14 protein-coding genes are annotated in these 16,776 nt (G+C 62.0%); 5 read left to right on the top strand and 9 right to left on the bottom strand.

The window, feature by feature from the left end:
- Positions 1-58: 58 nt before the first annotated feature.
- Together G8E10_RS08800 and G8E10_RS08795 are read left to right on the top strand one after the other, a co-directional pair.
- Positions 59-1,171, top strand: a complete 1,113-nt coding sequence (locus G8E10_RS08800; RefSeq protein WP_132665003.1) for a flavin-containing monooxygenase — start codon at positions 59-61, stop codon at positions 1,169-1,171.
- Between the two features lie 529 nt (positions 1,172-1,700).
- Positions 1,701-4,001, top strand: a complete 2,301-nt coding sequence (locus G8E10_RS08795) for an FdhF/YdeP family oxidoreductase (protein WP_110801534.1) — start codon at positions 1,701-1,703, stop codon at positions 3,999-4,001.
- A 98-nt stretch (positions 4,002-4,099) separates the two neighbouring features.
- Here the strand turns inward: G8E10_RS08795 and G8E10_RS08790 are convergent, their stop codons facing one another.
- The gene (locus G8E10_RS08790; protein WP_422038566.1) at positions 4,100-4,393 is read right to left on the bottom strand and encodes a hypothetical protein; all 294 of its coding nucleotides are present in this window, start codon (positions 4,391-4,393) and stop codon (positions 4,100-4,102) included.
- 524 nt (positions 4,394-4,917) lie between these two features.
- Here G8E10_RS08790 and mcpU point away from each other — a divergent pair.
- Positions 4,918-7,014: a methyl-accepting chemotaxis protein McpU gene (mcpU, locus tag G8E10_RS08785; RefSeq protein ID WP_110801536.1), complete on the top strand. Its 2,097-nt coding sequence runs from the start codon at positions 4,918-4,920 to the stop codon at positions 7,012-7,014.
- 71 nt (positions 7,015-7,085) lie between these two features.
- On the opposite strand, the gene bluB is transcribed toward mcpU, so the two are convergent.
- The 6 genes from bluB to G8E10_RS08755 form a co-directional block, all read right to left on the bottom strand.
- Positions 7,086-7,727 carry a 5,6-dimethylbenzimidazole synthase gene (gene bluB / locus G8E10_RS08780; protein ID WP_207901502.1) on the bottom strand — a complete coding sequence of 214 codons (642 nt, stop codon included), beginning with the start codon at positions 7,725-7,727 and terminating at the stop codon, positions 7,086-7,088.
- A 120-nt stretch (positions 7,728-7,847) separates the two neighbouring features.
- Positions 7,848-8,648, bottom strand: coding sequence for an ABC transporter ATP-binding protein (locus tag G8E10_RS08775; protein ID WP_110801538.1), 801 nt, complete (start codon positions 8,646-8,648; stop codon positions 7,848-7,850).
- Entirely contained in the window at positions 8,645-9,727 is a 1,083-nt protein-coding gene (locus tag G8E10_RS08770; RefSeq protein ID WP_245420133.1) for a FecCD family ABC transporter permease, read from the bottom strand. Before G8E10_RS08770 ends, G8E10_RS08775 begins: the two co-directional genes overlap by 4 nt.
- Positions 9,728-9,835: 108 nt before the next feature.
- On the bottom strand, positions 9,836-10,990 hold the full coding sequence (locus G8E10_RS08765; RefSeq protein ID WP_165910638.1) for an ABC transporter substrate-binding protein: 1,155 nt from the start codon (positions 10,988-10,990) through the stop codon (positions 9,836-9,838).
- A gap of 167 nt (positions 10,991-11,157) precedes the next feature.
- A complete protein-coding gene (locus G8E10_RS08760) occupies positions 11,158-11,919 on the bottom strand; it encodes a membrane-anchored protein (protein WP_110801540.1) in 762 nt (253 codons plus the stop codon).
- A gap of 37 nt (positions 11,920-11,956) precedes the next feature.
- Positions 11,957-12,802, bottom strand: coding sequence for a 3-deoxy-manno-octulosonate cytidylyltransferase (locus G8E10_RS08755; RefSeq protein ID WP_110801541.1), 846 nt, complete (start codon positions 12,800-12,802; stop codon positions 11,957-11,959).
- A 136-nt stretch (positions 12,803-12,938) separates the two neighbouring features.
- On the opposite strand from G8E10_RS08755, the gene G8E10_RS08750 reads away from it, so the two are divergent.
- Together G8E10_RS08750 and G8E10_RS08745 are read left to right on the top strand one after the other, a co-directional pair.
- A complete protein-coding gene (locus G8E10_RS08750) occupies positions 12,939-13,892 on the top strand; it encodes a glycosyltransferase family 92 protein (protein ID WP_110801723.1) in 954 nt (317 codons plus the stop codon).
- The gene (locus tag G8E10_RS08745) at positions 13,876-14,892 is read left to right on the top strand and encodes a mitochondrial fission ELM1 family protein (RefSeq protein ID WP_110801542.1); all 1,017 of its coding nucleotides are present in this window, start codon (positions 13,876-13,878) and stop codon (positions 14,890-14,892) included. The genes G8E10_RS08750 and G8E10_RS08745 overlap by 17 nt, the downstream gene beginning before the upstream one ends.
- 23 nt (positions 14,893-14,915) lie before the next feature.
- On the opposite strand, the gene G8E10_RS08740 is transcribed toward G8E10_RS08745, so the two are convergent.
- A complete protein-coding gene (locus G8E10_RS08740; RefSeq protein ID WP_110801543.1) occupies positions 14,916-15,755 on the bottom strand; it encodes a glycosyl transferase in 840 nt (279 codons plus the stop codon).
- Positions 15,756-15,938: 183 nt separating this feature from the next.
- Positions 15,939-16,622, bottom strand: coding sequence for a glycosyltransferase family protein (locus G8E10_RS08735; RefSeq protein ID WP_092938116.1), 684 nt, complete (start codon positions 16,620-16,622; stop codon positions 15,939-15,941).
- Positions 16,623-16,776 lie beyond the last annotated feature (154 nt).

Raw genomic sequence — 16,776 nt, 5'->3', positions numbered from 1 at the left:
GCTTGTCGCCGCCGCGCACAATCCCTAGACTTCGAAAAGCGTAGGAAAGAAGCTGATTTTGTCGACAAATGTCCATGATGTGATGATCATCGGCGCGGGGCTGGCGGGCCTGACGGCGGCCTACGTTATGCGGCAGCATGGGATCTCCGCCATCATCCTGGAGCAGGAGCCTGAGATCGGGGTTTCCTGGCAGCGGCGTCACCCGCAATTGACGCTCAACACCCACCGCGATCTCTCAACGCTTCCAGGCGCCCGTTACCCCAAGGGAGCCGGGGCCTTTCCGAAGCGCGATGCCGTCGTGCGACACCTGCAGGCGTTCGCGCGGGAGCACGCCTTCGACATTCGGCACGGTGTCACGGTGTCCTCCGTCACGCGTGAAGACGGCGGTTCTTTCAGGATCGTTTCCGAGGCCGGCGAATTTCACGCGGCGCATGTCATCATGGCCGTGGGACGTGACACGGAGAAGCAGCTTCCCGCATGGGATGGGCTGGAGCACTACGATGGCGACGTTCGGCATGCCGCCGATTTCGGGAACGCTCAGGACTATGCCGGGCGATCCGTCCTTGTCGTTGGTGGCGGAAATTCAGGCTTCGACGTCCTCAATCATCTCAGCCGGGTAAAGACCGGCCCCGTCTGGTTCTCCGTGCGCCGCGGCCCCTCCATTCTTCCAAAGCGGCTGTTTCGGTTTGCGGTCCATCGGCTGTCTCCCCTCATGCAGGCGCTACCGACGCCGCTCGTCGATCGCATGATCGCAGCGACGCAGCATCTTGCTTTCGGCAATCTGTCGCGGCTTGGCTTTCCCAAGGGTTCACACGATGCCGCCACACGGCTCGTCAACGACAAGATCGCCATTCCCGTAGATGACGGCGCGATGGCCGCGATCCGAAGCGGGCAGATCACCGTCGTTCGTGGCGTACGCTCCTTTGAACGCGACGCTGTTATCCTTGAGGATGAGACCCGCTTGACGCCGGACATGGTGATCGTTGCGACCGGCTACGGCACGTCCGCTCTGACGGGCGAGCCTGTCGGTAGCACTCCCGGGCTGTGGCACATGGGTTTGACCCCCAGTCTCACGTCATTCTTTCGCGAAACCGAGCGCGAAGCGACGAAAATTGCCAGATCGATCGCGGAAACGCCGGGCAGATCATTGTGTGCTGCAAGCGATCTATAAGCCTGTTCCACAGGATCCGCAGCCGTGTCGTTCTGAGCCGGAGCATTCTGTAAAGGCACTTTTTTACGGAAATAGATCTTAAAGCTATATAATAAATATAAGATATTCTAATTTTAGAACTGAATGGGTCTCATCACGGTTGTCATCGTCGATGAGCGGCCAATCATTGTCATGCTCCATTTCCAACGTGGCTGGATCATGCAGCAGGCGGCTTAACCGACTCTCAGGGAATAGTAAAAAACAGTAAACGTCCGCCGAGGTACCAACAGGCAGAAGCGACTTCCCGGTCACCGGCGACGGTAACGCATATCTGAATAGCAAGATCTCGGAGGCTTGGTATGCGTATGACAGATGTGACAGACGGTATCTCTTGTCCTTCGAATATTGGCGGTTGCCGATCGAGCGAGGGAATGCAAAATGCGGCACCAGACTTCAGGTTGCATATGCGCAAGTGGCTATGCACCTGTGAACATCATGAGACGATGAGAGTTCGGCGGGATTTCTCCGTGCGGACAATGAGGAGAGACAGATGGCTGACGGACGCAAGGCAGCGCCACAACAACCACCGGCAGGCGGGTGGGGAGCACTGAATGCGGTCGAGCAGCATCTGAGCAAGCAGCAGATTCTCCTGAAGGGCAATCGTGCGCTTTTGTCGATGAACAAGCCCGGCGGCTTCGATTGCCCGAGCTGCGCCTGGCCGGATCCGGAAAAGCCGCATTTCGCCGAATATTGCGAAAACGGTGCCAAGGCCGTTGCCTGGGAGGCGACGAAGAAGCGGACAGGACCGGATTTCTCCGCGGCAAACCGGGTCGAGGACCTGAAGGCCTGGAGCGATCATGAGCTGGAGGCGCATGGCCGCCTCACGCATCCGATGCGCTATGACGCTGCAACGGACACCTATCAACCGGTGGACTGGTCGGTCGCACTGGCCGAAATCGGGGGCACGCTGCGCAACCTCGATCCGAAGCGCGTCGAGTTCTACACATCCGGGCGAGCCTCGAACGAGGCGGCTTTCCTCTGGCAGCTTCACGGCCGGCTTCTCGGCACGAACAATTTCCCCGATTGCTCGGATATGTGCCACGCGACGACGACGGTCGCGCTGCCGGAAAGCATCGGCATCGGCAAGGGCACGGTGACGCTGGAGGACTGGGAACACTGCGACGCGCTCTTCATCATCGGCCAGAACCCCGGCACGAACAGCCCGCGGATGATGACCTATCTGCACGACATGGCCAAGCGCGGCGTGCCGATCGTCACCTTCAACCCGCTGAAGGAGCGGGCGCTGCTGCGGTTCACCGACCCGCAGAGTCCGGTCGAGATGTTGACGGGCAGGGGCCAGGCGATCAGCTCCAACTATTTCCAGCTGCGCACCGGCGGCGACATCATGGCCATGCAGGGCATCTGCAAGGCGGTGATCGCGGCCGACGATGCGGCGCTCGCGTCCGGGGGCAAGCGGATCCTCGATACCGCGTTTCTGGAAGAGCACACGGCGGGCTTTGGCGCCTTTGCCGACTTCATCCGCAAGCTTGGCTGGGACGAGATCGAGCATTACACGGCGCTACGCCGCGAGCAGCTCGAGCAGGCCGCAGACATCTATATGAAGGCCGAGCGGGTCATCGCCTGCTGGGGCATGGGCATCACCCAGCACAAGCACGGCGGCGATGCCCTGCAGCAGATCCTCAACCTGTTGTTCCTGCGCGGAAATATCGGCCGTCTCGGCGCGGGTGCGTGCCCCATTCGCGGACATTCGAATGTTCAGGGCGACCGCACGGTTGGGATCAACAAGACACCGACGGAGGATTTTCTCTCGCAACTGGACGCAGCCTTCGGCTTCGTCAGCCCGCGCGAGCATGGTCACGATACGGCTGAGTGCTGCGAGGCGATCCTTCGCGGCGACGTCGATGCGTTTCTGGCGCTCGGCGGCAATTTCTTCCGTGCGATCCCGGATATCGAGCGGATCGCGGAGAAGGTGCCTGAGATCGGGCTCACGGTGCATATCGCGACGAAGCTTAACCGCAGCCACCTGATCCATGGCAAGCAGGCCTATATCCTCCCGGCGCTCGGCCGGACCGAACTCGATCTGCAGCAAGGCGTGGCCCAGACGGTGACGGTCGAGGACAGCTTCTCGATGGTGCATGGTTCTACGGGACGCCTAGTGCCGGCGAGCGAGCATTGCCGCTCCGAGCCCTGGATCGTCGCGAACCTTGCCAAGGCCACCGTCGCGGATCGGGCATCGATCGACTGGGACGGCCTCGTTGGCGATTACGACCGCATCCGCGACAAGATCGAGGCGGTGCTTCCCGAGCAGTTCCGCGACTACAATATCCGCATCGGCAAGCCCGGTGGCTTCCGCCTGCCGAACGGCGCGAGCGAGCGGCGCTGGGCGACGCCGACGGGCAAGGCAAACTTCCTGTTTAATCCCGACCTGAAGGACCAGAACGAAGATGCGCCACAGCGGCCGCACCTTCAGCTGATGACGCTGCGCAGCCACGACCAGTTCAACACGACGATCTATTCCAACAACGACCGGTATCGCGGCATATCCGGAGACCGGATGGTGGTCTTCATGAACGAGAAGGACATGGCGGCGCTCGAGGTGTCGGAGGGGACGGTCGTCGATTTCGCCGCCGTCGCCGCCGATGGCATCGAGCGGCGGGCAGGCGGCTTCAAGGTCGTCGCCTACGACGTCCCGCAAGGCTGCTGTGCAGCCTATTACCCCGAGACGAATGGACTGTTGTCCCTGTCGCATAGGGACACGCGGAGCAACACGCCGGCTGCCAAATCTGTGCCCGTGGTCATCACCCGGGCGCAGCCGGCCATGTCTGCTTGAAGTTGGCCGGAGGTGTCCGAAGTCATGCCGACCGCCGATGCCCCAGCCTGAGGGTCGGATGCCGCCGCTCGGACGACGACTTTGGAACCTTCTAAGCCTCAGTAATCCCGGTCGTTGCCCAAACCAACGAAGATATTGAGCTTGCGCCGGGCGATGAGCTTGACGCTGCGGTCTTCCTGAATCTGGTAGGTTTCCAGATAGCGGTCGCCTCGCGGATCGAGGAAGCGGTGCGTGAAGGTGGAGCCGATGGGCGATTTCGTCAGCTTCGTCCGCGGCTGGCCGTTGTAGATCAGGCTGCCGGGGATCGGCTCCAGCGCGGTCGAGGCCGTTGTGCAGGCTGCGAGCGACAGGCCAACGGCAAGGATGCCGATAAGGCGGAAGGTCATATGCATGTCTCCTCGGGGATGATGATGTTGGCCAAACCCTGCGCACAGGCCTTGGTTCCGCGCGTTCACAGCACCAGCGTTGCGTCGCCGCTGTCGGTTACACTGAGACGAAGGCTTAGAAGAAGACGATACATGAAGCTTGTCGCAATTGTCACCGTAGCCGGATCCCGGATCGGCAAAGCTGTGGTCTTTGCGTTCGCGCGGGACGGATATCGGATCCTCTGCCGCAAAACCCCGTGGGCGCCAAGGTTGCCTTAGACATCAGGTCTAATGGCGTTTGAGATACCCTTGAACATGGAGGGGAACTTTAACGGCCACTTAATCTAGCGCCGGTAGTTTCCATCGATGAAGAGCAACCGCGTCTCTTGTCTGGCCGCATGACGCGTGCCTGCGTTCGCCGAAAACGGCATGTTCCACATTCACCGCGATACGCTCCCGTTACCTGTCGGCACGCCGACAGGTAACGGTGGCCGCCCAGCTGGCCGACAACCCTACCTCGCGATTGCGCCCGACGATCTAGGAAAAACCCTGTGCCCAAGACATCCAATTTGATGACGCGCATTCTGGTGGCCGCGTCGGTCGTCGTTGCCGCCGCCTTTGCCGGCTTCTCCTTCTACATCGACACGCTGCAGCGGAGCACGACGACGCATGCCGTCGAAGAGAATATCGCCTTCTCTGGAAAGCAGGCCGCACAGAGCGTGGCGAACTGGCTGAACGGCCGCGTCACCCTGACGGCGATGGTGGCCGATGCCGCCGCCAATGCCCCTGATAAGACCGCTCTTCTCGCCGTCCTGAAAAACGATGTTCTCGTCAAGGAGTTCATGAGCACCTATATCGGCGACGAGGCAGGCACCTTTACCACATGGCCGGTGACGAACCTGCCGGCCGGTTACGATCCGCGCCAGCGTCCCTGGTATCAGGATGCGGTGAAGGCGAAGGGCGATGTTCTCACGGACCCCTATTTCGACGCTTCCACCGGCGATCTGATCATCAGTGCGGCTGTGCCCGTGATGAAGAACGGTGCGCTGACCGGCGTTGCCGGCAGCGACTTCTCGCTGAAGACGCTGGTCTCGATGATCCAGTCGATCGATGCCGGAGCTGGCGGTTTCGCCTTCCTCGTCAACAAGTCGGGCCAGATCCTCGTGCATCCCGATGCCAAGCTGGTGACGAAGACGCTTGCCGATGCCTTTCCGGCTGCGACACCCACGATCGGCAGCGGTATCATGGAGACGGAAGCGAACGGCAAGCCGATGCTCGTGAGCTTCGTGCCCGTCGCCGGCCTTCCCACGGTCGAATGGTATGTCGGCTTTGCCGTCGATGCCGACCAGGTTTATTCCGCCATCGACCATTTCCGCATTGCCGCGACCATCGCGACGCTTCTTGCGGTCGGCGCCATGATCGTCTTCCTGGCGAGCCTTCTCAGCCGCCTCGTCATCCGTCCGGTCACCGACATGACCCGCGCCATGGAAGAGCTGGCATCGGGCGATCTGAAGACCGACATTCCGGGACAGGAGCGCCGCGACCAGATCGGTTCCATGGCTGCTGCCGTCGCCGTGTTCCGCACCAATGCCATCGACCGGGCGCGCCTGGAAACCGAAGCCGAAAGCGGGCGTTCGCTATCGGCGCGCGAGCAGCGCGAGCGGGAGGCCACGAAGGCCCAGGAGACCGCGGACATCCAGCACGCCGTCGAGGCGCTTGCCACAGGGCTCGGCCGGCTTGCGGACGGTGACCTCGGTTATCGCATCTCCACGCCCTTCGTCCTCCATCTCGACCGGCTCCGCGCCGACTTCAACCATGCCGTCTCAAAGCTGCATGATGCGATGCGAGCCGTGGGCAGCAATGCCCGCGCCATCGATGCCGGTGCGAGCGAGATTCGCCATGCCGCGGACGATCTCGCCCGTCGCACGGAGCAGCAGGCCGCCTCCGTCGAGGAAACCGCGGCCGCGCTGGAAGAAATCACCACCACGGTGCGCGACAGTGCGCGTCGTGCCGAGGAAGTCGGCCAGCTCGTCGCTCGCGCCCGTGCCGGTGCGGAAACCTCCGGCGAGATCGTCGGCAAGGCCGTCAGCGCCATGCAGGGGATCGAGACATCCTCCAACGAGATCGGCAACATCATCGGCGTGATCGACGACATCGCCTTCCAGACGAACCTGCTTGCCCTCAACGCAGGCGTCGAGGCGGCGCGTGCCGGCGAGGCGGGCAAGGGCTTTGCGGTGGTGGCGCAGGAAGTGCGCGAACTGGCACAGCGCTCTGCAAAGGCCGCCAAGGAAATCAAGGCGCTGATCAACACCTCGAGCGGACAGGTGCGCGCAGGCGTGTCGCTGGTTGGCGAAACCGGGCAGTCGCTTCAGGCGATCGCCGGTCAGGTGCAGGAGATCAACGCGCATATCGCAGCGATCGTTACGGCAAGCCGCGAGCAATCGACCGGACTTCAGGAGATCAATACTGCCGTCAACACCATGGACCAGGGCACCCAGCAGAATGCCGCTATGGTCGAGGAGCAGACCGCGGCAAGCCACGGCCTTGCCGGCGAAGCGGCCGCGCTGAACACGCTTCTCGCACAGTTCGATTTGGGCGAAGAGAGCGCCGCGGCGCGGTACCAGCCAGCCTCGCGCCGGGCTGCCTGATCACACGGAGACCATCGCAACGCGCAGCCAGAGGGAATGCGCGTTGCGAACGTCTGTCCCGCATTTTCAGCCTAACGCCTGACGATCACACTTTCCGGGTCGCAGCGTTGCTCCCAGCCCGCCCGCTCCAGCGCCGGTGTGTCGTCCTCGGCGGTGGGGTAGCCGAGACAGAAGTAGCCGATGAAATGCCAACTCTCGGGCACGTCGAGCACGGCTACGACGCCGGCCGGATCGAGGATCGACAGCCAGCCGAGCCCGAGCCCTTCGGCGCGGGCGGCAAGCCACAGCGTGTGAACCGCAAGCACCACCGAATAATCGAGCGTTTCCGGCATGGTAAGGCGCCCCAGCCCATGGCCCTGCAATACCGAGCGATCGCAAAAGACAGCGAACTGGCAGGGCGCGTCGTCGAGGCCCGCCAGCTTCAATCTTGCATATTGCTCGGCCTTTTCACCGGAATAGCCCGCAAGTGCGGTTGCGTTGCAGGTCTCGAACACGTGACGCACCGTTGCCCGTCGCCCGACATCCTCCACGAAGACGAAACGCCAGGGCTGGCTGAGGCCGACGGAGGGTGCGAGACCGGCCGCTTGGACAAGGCGCTCGACCGTTCCTGCGGGAAGTGGATCGGTACGGAACTGGCGCACATCGCGGCGCCAGGTCAGGAGCTGCGTCAGCTCCGCGCGGAAACCGGCATCGAATGTTTTTCCCTGCGGCATCGGCCACATCCCTTCGGCATCGAGCGCGCATGGGTACGCGACGGATCGCCGGCTGCATAGCAGGTGACGATCGGCGAGCGCCAGATGACACACGTATCTATGAGGAAAAGCTTATTGGCGCTATTTTGCTGTCGGCTGCATCCGCGGCGTTCGCGAAACCGGATACAGCGCGGTGAACCGCGTTCCCGGCACGGGCAGGGGATAACAATCGACGCCATAGACGTCCGAGATCGTCGCCGGGTCCATGACCGCTTCCGTCGTACCCGATGTGTGCACACGGCCGTTCTTCAGCAGGAGAACCTCATCGGCATAGCGGGTGGCGAGATTGAGATCGTGGAGGACAGCGAGCGTCACCACATCGTGGCTGCGCGTATGCTCGGCGACGGCATCGAGGATCTGCAACTGATTGGAGAGATCGAGTGCGGAGGTCGGCTCGTCGAGCAGAAGCAGGCGCGGGCGGCGCACGAGCGCAAGCGCGAGACCGATCATCTGCCGCTCTCCGCCGGAAAGCTGGCTGGGGCGGCAGCGGGCAAAGCGCGACAGGCCGAGCGTCTCCAGCGTCTCTTCCGCACGGCGAAACGCCTCGGGCGGGGCTCGCCACGAGCGTCGTCCCCCGCTCTGGGCGAGAAGCAACAACTCAAACACATCCAGGGCGACATCGAGTTGGGCCAGATCCTGCGCGACATAGCCGACCAGTCGCGCCCGATCGATCGGGCGCATGGCGAGGAGGTCGGCATGATCGAGGCGAACACTGCCGTCGCCGCGCCGCATGCTGCAAAAGCCTTTCAGCAATGTCGATTTGCCGGCGCCGTTCGGTCCGAGAACGGCCAGTATACGGCCGGGCTTGGCGTCGAAGGACACGTCTTGCACCACGCGGCGGGCGCCGATGGTGACGCTGTAGTTTTCGACAGAGAAGCTCATGCGCTCGGGCTCCGCGACTGACGCAGAACGAGGAAGATGAAGAAGGGCAGACCGGTCAGCGACGTCACCATGCTGAGCGGCAGCACCGCGCCCGGCACGATCACCTTGGTCGCGAGCGAGGCGAGAACGGCAAAGACGCCGCCCACCGCCACCGTTGCGGCGATCGTGAAGCGATGATCCTCACCCACCAGCAGTCTGGCGACATGCGGGCCGATAAGCCCGATGAACCCGATAATGCCGACGACGGCTGTGACGGCGCCGGCGAGCAGCGCCGAGATGGTCAGCATGACGATCCTCAGTGCCCTGACCCGCACCCCGAAGACGATGGCCTCTTCGCCGAAGGAGCGGATGGTCGTCAGCGCCCAGGCATTGAGAAGAACGATGGGCAGCGCGATGGCACAGAGCCCGCCCGCGATCGACACCTTTAGCCAGGTCGCGCGCTGCAGGGAGCCCATCAGCCAGAAGACGATGCTCTGCAGCTGATCGACGCTCGCCATGTACTGGACAAGCGACAGGAGCGAGGAAAAGACGAAGTGGAGGGCAATGCCGAGAAGCGTGATCGCCTGGACGCTCGTGCCGCCGCGCGTGAGCGCAAGGACGAGGCCTGTTGCCAGAAGCCCGAACAGGAAGGCATTTGCCGCCGTCAGCAGTTCAGGCGGCATCCACGGCATGGCGGATGTGAGCGAAACGGAGAAGCCGAGCGACAGTGCCGCACCGAAACCCGCGGCTGAAGAGACGCCGAGCGTGAAGGGTTCGGCCAGCGGGTTGTCGAGGATCGTCTGCATGAGGAGGCCGGAGAGCGACAGGGAGATCCCCGTTACCAGCGCCATCAAGGTCATCGGCATGCGCAGTTCCCAGACGACGAACCGACTGCTCGCATCCGCCGTCGAGGGCGACAGCAGTACGTTCGCAACGTCGGCGAGCGAGAGCGTTCCCGAGCCGATGGCGATATCTGCGATGAAGGCGCAGGCGAGCACGAGGAGGAGCGCGGCGATGATCAGCACACGTCGCGTCACCGAAGCGCCGTAATGGGCCTCGGCGCTCTCCGGCGCTGCGGTTTCCGTCAGGGGTAATGCCAAATCTTTCTCTGCCGCGTTTCGATCCGTGCGTCTATCGACACAGGGATCGTCTATCGTGATGACGGGCCGCTTGGCGGCCCGTCGGCAATGTTGGTCTTCCGCAGCCGCTTACTTGGCCGGCGCGGCTTTCGCCCCATAGACCGTCGTCAGGCCCTTGGGAAGACCCGTGAAGCTTCCGATGATCGTTGCAAGGTCCGCATCCGGGTCGAGATCGGCGAAGCGTTCGGGATAGAAGGCCTTGGCGAGATATTCGACGGCGTAGATGTTCCAGGCGCTGGCATAAAGCTGGTGGTAGAGGCCGACGACGCGGTTTTCTTCGACGGCCTTGATGTAGGAGAAGCCCTTGCGCTCGGACAGTGTGCGAAGCGATGTCTCGATGGCCGCCTTGTCGGCGTTGAGGCCGAAGGCGGGCGATACCGAACCCTCGTTCGAGAACGGCGAGCCCGTCATCAGGAAGACATCCGGCTTCTCGGCGATCAGTGTTTCGGTCGTCACGTCTCCGGTGCGGCCCTTGACCAGTTGTGTGCCGATGTTGATGCCGCCGGCATCCGCGACGATCTTGCCCCAGTAGACGTCGCCATGCGTGAAGCAGCAGGAGTCGAGACCCTTCTGTCCGGCCTTGGCTTCCACGAAGACCTTCGGCTTTTCGGCACCCGCAAAACCGGCCTGCACCTTCGCAAGGCGCTCGGCGTAGAAATCGGTGAATTCCTTGGCTTCCGTCTCGCGGTTCAGCACCTTGCCGAGAAGGTCGACGGTCTTCGGAGCGTTGACGGTCGGTTCAAGTTCGGTATCGATGAGGATGATCGGAATACCGAGCTTTGCCAGCCGGTTGAAGAGATCCGCATCGTCGAGCGCCTGCCGCACGCGGGTCTGGAACACAAGCAGGTCGGGCTTGGTGGCAGCGACCTGTTCGAGGTTGACCTGGCCCTCGTCGCCGAATTTCATATCGATCAGCTTTGCCGAGCTTTCCGGCCATTGCTTCTGGAAGACCGCCCATGATGCCGGGTCGGAACGGGAGAGAATGTTGTTCCAAGCAACGACGCGCGCGAAGGGATCGGCACGATCGAGCAGCGCCAGCGCGAAGAGATCACGGCCGTCCTGCACGACGATGCGCTTCGGCTCGGACGGGATCGTGATTTCGCGGCCGGAAAGGTCTTTGACGACAAGGGGATAATCGGTGGCGCCGGCCGTGCCGACGGAAAGGGCCGTCCAGGCGGATGCGACAAAGGCCGCAGTCAATACGGCTGATCTGAGGAGGCGCATGGGTATGAATTCCTTCGAAAAACGGTTGCTCGAGCCGTCTTCCTCCCGCATGCACTCCCCCGCCACGCCCCGACCAATTGGCTGTCTATGGTCGATGCGCTGTTGCTAAAGGATAAAGATGAGCCGGTCAATCAAGTATGGGGGCGTTTTTGTCGCACCCCCTCCGGTCAGGTTTTCGAAACAGCGGGCGCCTTGGTTTCCCCCGTCCACAACGGGATGTTCAGGTCGCGCGACACCTGCGGATCGGCAGTAAAGAGGGGCCGTCCTTCCGCGAGCAGCTGCTCGATGATGGTCTTGTCCATCTGCACATGCGCGCGGGCGAGACCGGTCTGGTTGTAGGAGTGCCCGGTGGAATTCGGGTTGATGCCCGTGATGATGACCTGCGGCGCGCCGTGGTGGAGGGCGAAGAGAACGGCGTTGAGCCCGTTCGAGCATTTGTCCTCGGTCCGCACTTCCGTGTTATTGCGCCCGGTCATGCGCTTGAGCAGTGCCATGCGCTCGTAGCGATCGACGATGACGAGGTCGTCATAGCCGTAGTTGAAAGCCTTCAGGCCCTGCACCAGCCGCTGCCGCGCGTTCTTGCGCCAGAGGAGAACGTAGAGGCTGCGGGTCCGCTGCCCCGACAGCACACGGCGGACCTCCTGGGCGTTCGTGGTCGTGCCCTCGACCTGATTGAACATCATGAATGTGATATCGGGCACATCCACCCCCCAGGCGCGAATGGCGGATTGTGACCCGTTGATCGTGATGACGCTGAAATCACCGTTCCAACCATCCGGCTTGTGGATGACCGGCGCGGACCCGACGACGACGACGGGACCCGTGAAGACATGGGTGCAGGCCGGCGGCAGGGGGCGGCTCAGCCGGAACTTTAGCGACCTGTGGAGGCGCTGGCGCGTCTGGGTGAGCCACCTTTTTACGTTCGTCATCGAAGCGCCTTCATGCTGCTTGCCACGGACAGGTGCGTCACCGCTTCTTCAGGAACTTGGGGCGGAGATTGCGCAGGAAAAGGTCGGCCGACTTCAACACACCGGTCAGGGAGATGAGTTTGTCCACCTGCGCATCGGTATTCCCAAGGCGTTGCGAGAGAACATCGGCAACGGTGAAGGAAATATCGCTTGGCGGGATTTCCGGAAAACGCGCAGCGAGCTTTGCATAGGGATTGGTGAGGTCGGCCTCATGGAGCGAGAGTTTACCGGCCTGCGCAAAGACCTTCAGGCACACCTGCTCGAACGTCCAGTCGTGCACCGCCACGACGCGCCATGTCTCGCTTCTCTTGGCGGAGAAGCCCGCGAGCACGACCTTGACCGGAACGCGTTGTTCCAGAAGCCAGTATGCGAGTGCGAAGCCGGAGGTCGGGAGCTTGTCGGGGGGATAGATCTCCCGGCAAAGTTCCGTCAGATCCAGATGACCGGTGGCAGCCCCACCGTAATCGGCCTGCGTGTTCGGCGTCTCGGTATCGGCAAGGCGAATATTGGTGATGCCGCAGAACGTCGAAGGCGCAAAGAGCCCGAGAACCCGCTCGACCTCTCCGCGGTAGACGATGTTCGCGCCACGCGGCTGTGCGCGTGACACGAGCATGCAATGGCCGGCGAACGGTTGCCGGAGAACTTTGTAAGCCTTGTTGAAGAAAACGAAGAGGGAGTCTGCCGGATAGGCTTTCTGGAGCGCGGCGACATCGACCTGTTCGCTGTTGGCGACAAGGATGATGTACGGAAACCGGGAGAAGAACGCTTTCCACGCCTGTTCGGATGTCAGGCCCGATGTCGTTGCGGCCACCGGCTGTACGTCATGATCCCCGGGAAAATCCATAAGATATGCCACTTTCAGACGATATCCGGTGAAACCGTGTTCATCGGAACGGACGCTGTTGAATCACGGCCAGGGATGATAGTAAGGCCATGTGAACGGGCCCGGCCCGGTCCTGTTGTTATCGGGTTCTTACAATATGTTCGGATGGAAGAGCAAACGGAGTTTCACGCGGGAACTCGTCATCGTGCCGCCGGTGTCGCAGGCCGATCGGCACGGTATCGCCATCATGGCCTGCGTCAAGAACGAGGCACCTTATATCGAGGAGTGGGTCCGCTTTCACAGGGCGATCGGCGTTCGGCACTTTCATATCTACGATGATGGCTCGACGGACGGTACGATGGACATTCTGCGCTCGCTGTTGTCCGCGAAGGCCCTGACGATCGTTCCCTGGATCATGCGCATGCGCGACGAGGGTACGTCGGTGGTGCTGAACGGTCAGGCCATCGCCTTCGCACATGCGCTGCTTAACTTCGGCGGGCGCTACGACTGGATGGCCTTCATCGATGTCGACGAATTCCTCCTTCCGCGGCGGGATGGCACGCTGGAAGACGCATTGCGGCACGCCAAGGGGTTTCCGAACATTTCCCTGCCCTGGCACATGTTTGGGCATGGTGGGCACCGGGCCCGGCCGAAAGGGCCGGTCTGCCTCAGCTATACAGCGCGGGTCGCCCACCCGGAGCGGGAGGATGCGAATGCCAGCAATTTCAAGTGTATCGTCGATCCCACGCGCGTAACCGGCGTCAGCGTGCACCGCTTCCGCACGAAAGAGTTCGGCGATCGGACATCCAACGATGCCGGTGTCGTCTCTTCCGTGCGGGACCGAAAGGCGGAGGCGTTCTACTCGGCCGAGTACCTCCAGCTCAATCACTATTACCTGAAGTCGGCAGAGGAGCTTTCCGAGAAGGTGGCGCGCGGCTGGTCGTTCGACGACACCACGGAGAAGTACATCCGCAAGGTCGCGGAGACCGCGCGCTATATCGAGCATGACGTGGTCGAGGACCGCAGCATGGTCGCCTTCATCGAACAGAACAAGATCGATCTCGGGTCGTCCGCGATCCGGTCGGAGCGGACGCATGACCGAGCATCCTGAGAGCCCCCAAAGCTCGCACCCCGCGCCGAAGGCTTGGGCCGTCACGGAGGAGAAGGCGGGCACGCTGACGCAGTGCCTCGGCATCGCCAAAGAGATCGATCCCGATCCCGCCGTCAAGATCGTGACGCGGCCACGAGGCTGGCGCAAATGGTTTCGTCCGCGCCTCTTCTCGGTGCGCGAGAGCGAGCCTGCCTTCATGGTATCCTGCGGCTTTCGGGCGGAAGAGCCCGTGCTCGCCATCAAGAGCGCCTTTGGCGGTCGGCCGCTCGCCGTGCACCTGCAGCGCCCGCGTGTCGATGGCTACGATCTCGTCTTCGTGTCGCGGCACGACTGGGTGCCGGAGCTTGATGGCATCGACCATGTGCACAAGATGGTCGGTGTTCCGCATCAGATCACACCCGAAAGACTGGCGGCACATGCCGGTAGCAGGACGAAGTATGCGGCGCCCCAAGACCGGGTGGCCGCCGTCTTTCTTGGCGGCTCCAACGGCGCTTATGTCTATGATGACCGGTGCCATCTGGCGATTCAGGATGCCGTGCGCGGTCTGGAAGCTGCGGGATGGAAGATCGTGATTTCCGTCTCCCGAAGATCGAGCGATGAAACGCTGCAGGCGGCTTTGAGGCTGCGGTCTGCCAACGTCGCCGTCTGGGACCGGACGGGCGATAATCCTTACCTTGAGTTCATGGCCGCTGCGGATGCGTTTCTGATCGGGAAAGATTCGATTACCATGCCCTGCGAGGCGCTGGTGACGGGAAAGCCCGTCTACACACTCGACCTCACGCCCGTTCCCGGCGAGCGGCTCTCGAAATTCGAGACCTATCATCGCGACCTTCGCGAGACCTTGAAGCTGACCAAGGCCTTCGCGGGAGAGCTGGCACCCTATACCTACGAGCCGCTGAATGAGACCAAGCGCATCGGGGCGATCGTCGCCCAGGCTCTGTCAGATCGGCAGAACCCAGGTTCGCGCGGCCCGGTCGTGAGCGTGAAGCGGCAGATCTGAGCAATCAAGCGGTCGCGAGATGCCTATTCCCGCCAATGGTCGCCGACCCAGAGGGCGGGCTTGATGTAGTGCCGCAGGTCGCTGAAGAGCGTGTGACGGCGTATCTTGCCTGTCACAACCGCCTTGAAATAGGCCGCCGGCTTCATCACCGGTTGCTTCTCGCCATACTTGCCTTCGAAGGCGTGCTGGGGAAGCAGGCCGCGCGGAAAGATCACGACACGGGCCGACTTCGGCAGTTTCGGCGGTAGGGCGTAATTCAGCGGGAACGGTCGCCGGCAGTCCTGGCGAAAATGCAGGACCCACCGTCTCGGGAAGAATTTAACGCCGCCGGGCGCGTTCTTGGTGACGAAACGCTGTTCGTAGCGATATTCATCGGCCACCTTCTGCGGATTGGCGCGGAACTTCTCCTGGATAGGCAACAGCTTGCCGACGGGATAGCGAAACAGGGAGGTCTGTCCCAGTCGCTCGAACGGCGTGGTCTGGTTCTTCGCCATGACGATATCGTCCGGTCCCCCAACCGTGAAAAAATCGTCGAGGGACGACACGATCACCAGATCGAGATCGAGGAACAGCACGGCGCCCTTGAGATTTCCGAGCGTCTTGCTCCACAGCCGCGCCTTCGGCCAGATTCCACGCGAGTTGACCGGCATCACGACGTCGAGTTCGGGAAGATCCTCGCAGTCGACCTCCGGGCGGATGCCTTCACGGTTGTCGGTAAAACAGGTGAAGGTGAAGGGCGGGGTAATGTTGCGCTCCACCATGGCATAAAGCCGGTTGATGAAGGGTGGGCCGTACTTCGTGCCCCAGTTGATGCAGATGATCTGCTTCACGCCACCGCTGGCTTCCAAAACTTTCGACGTCATATCTCGACCCCTTGCGGACCCTGCAGCGCTGCGACCTTACGTCCATCGAGCGGCTCATGCGCCACTCCCTACAGCAATCGCGGTCCATCTTTAAGGGGGGTGCTGAAATGACATGCATCGCGGCCGGCGGCCGGTGCATTGATACGGCAGGCCGCGAAGGGCAGCCTGCCGTATCGAGTAAGATCAACGCTGCTGAACGTGAAGCATGCGCTCGCGCGTGGCGAACCACTCTTCCGAATAGTCGTCGTTCTTGTATTCCTCGAAGTAGGGGCCGCCATCGGTGAAGTGGACCAGCGAGGCGTCTTCGCTGTGCTCGTACTCGTTGACCAGCCAGTTCCAGGCCGGCGGCAGTTCGCCGATCAGCTCCTCGGATTCCAGCCACTTGAACTGGTGAAGCTCGAGGCCCGTGGCCGTGTTGACGTAGTCGAGATCCAGTTTGCGGCACTTGGCGTTGTTGAACAGGATGACGCTCGACCAGTTCTTCTTCTCATATTTCGTCTGCACCTGACCGAGAAACTTCGTTTCGACCTTCGGCACATAGTTGTGCTTGACGCACATGGCTGCGTAACGGTCGTCCTTCAGTTCCCAAAGTTTGGCAATGTCGGTGCGCATCAGCATGTCGCAATCGGCAAAGAGCGACCAGCCCTCGAAGTTGCTGAGGTAAGGCACGAGAAAGCGCGAGAACGAGAACTCGGTGGATTGCAGCGCATTGCGCTCGCGGGTGAAGATGTTGCTGACATTGCTCAGCACGATCGGCGTGAACGCGACGGGGATGGAGCTCTTCTCCAAAATGCTCTGGCAAAGAACGTGATATGCGGCAACTTCCTTGGTATCGAAACCGATGAAGACATTGGCAATTTCGGTCATATCTCTCTCATTCCTCAGGTGCGTTTCCATCACGCTGCAGGACGTGTCGTCCGGTCGATGCCGGCGATCCTGCGGCGTATTCCCATGCATGCCGTCGGTCCCCTTTTGGGGTTCTACCGGGCGGCATGGTTCGTTTTGGCCGTCTGGATTGGAT

It is taken from the genome of Ferranicluibacter rubi (genome assembly GCF_011603255.1).
GTDB classification, from domain to species: Bacteria; Pseudomonadota; Alphaproteobacteria; order Rhizobiales; family Rhizobiaceae; genus Ferranicluibacter; species Ferranicluibacter rubi.
The sequence above is the reverse complement of the archived record's forward strand: the minus strand, read 5'-3'. Positions and strand labels throughout refer to the sequence as shown.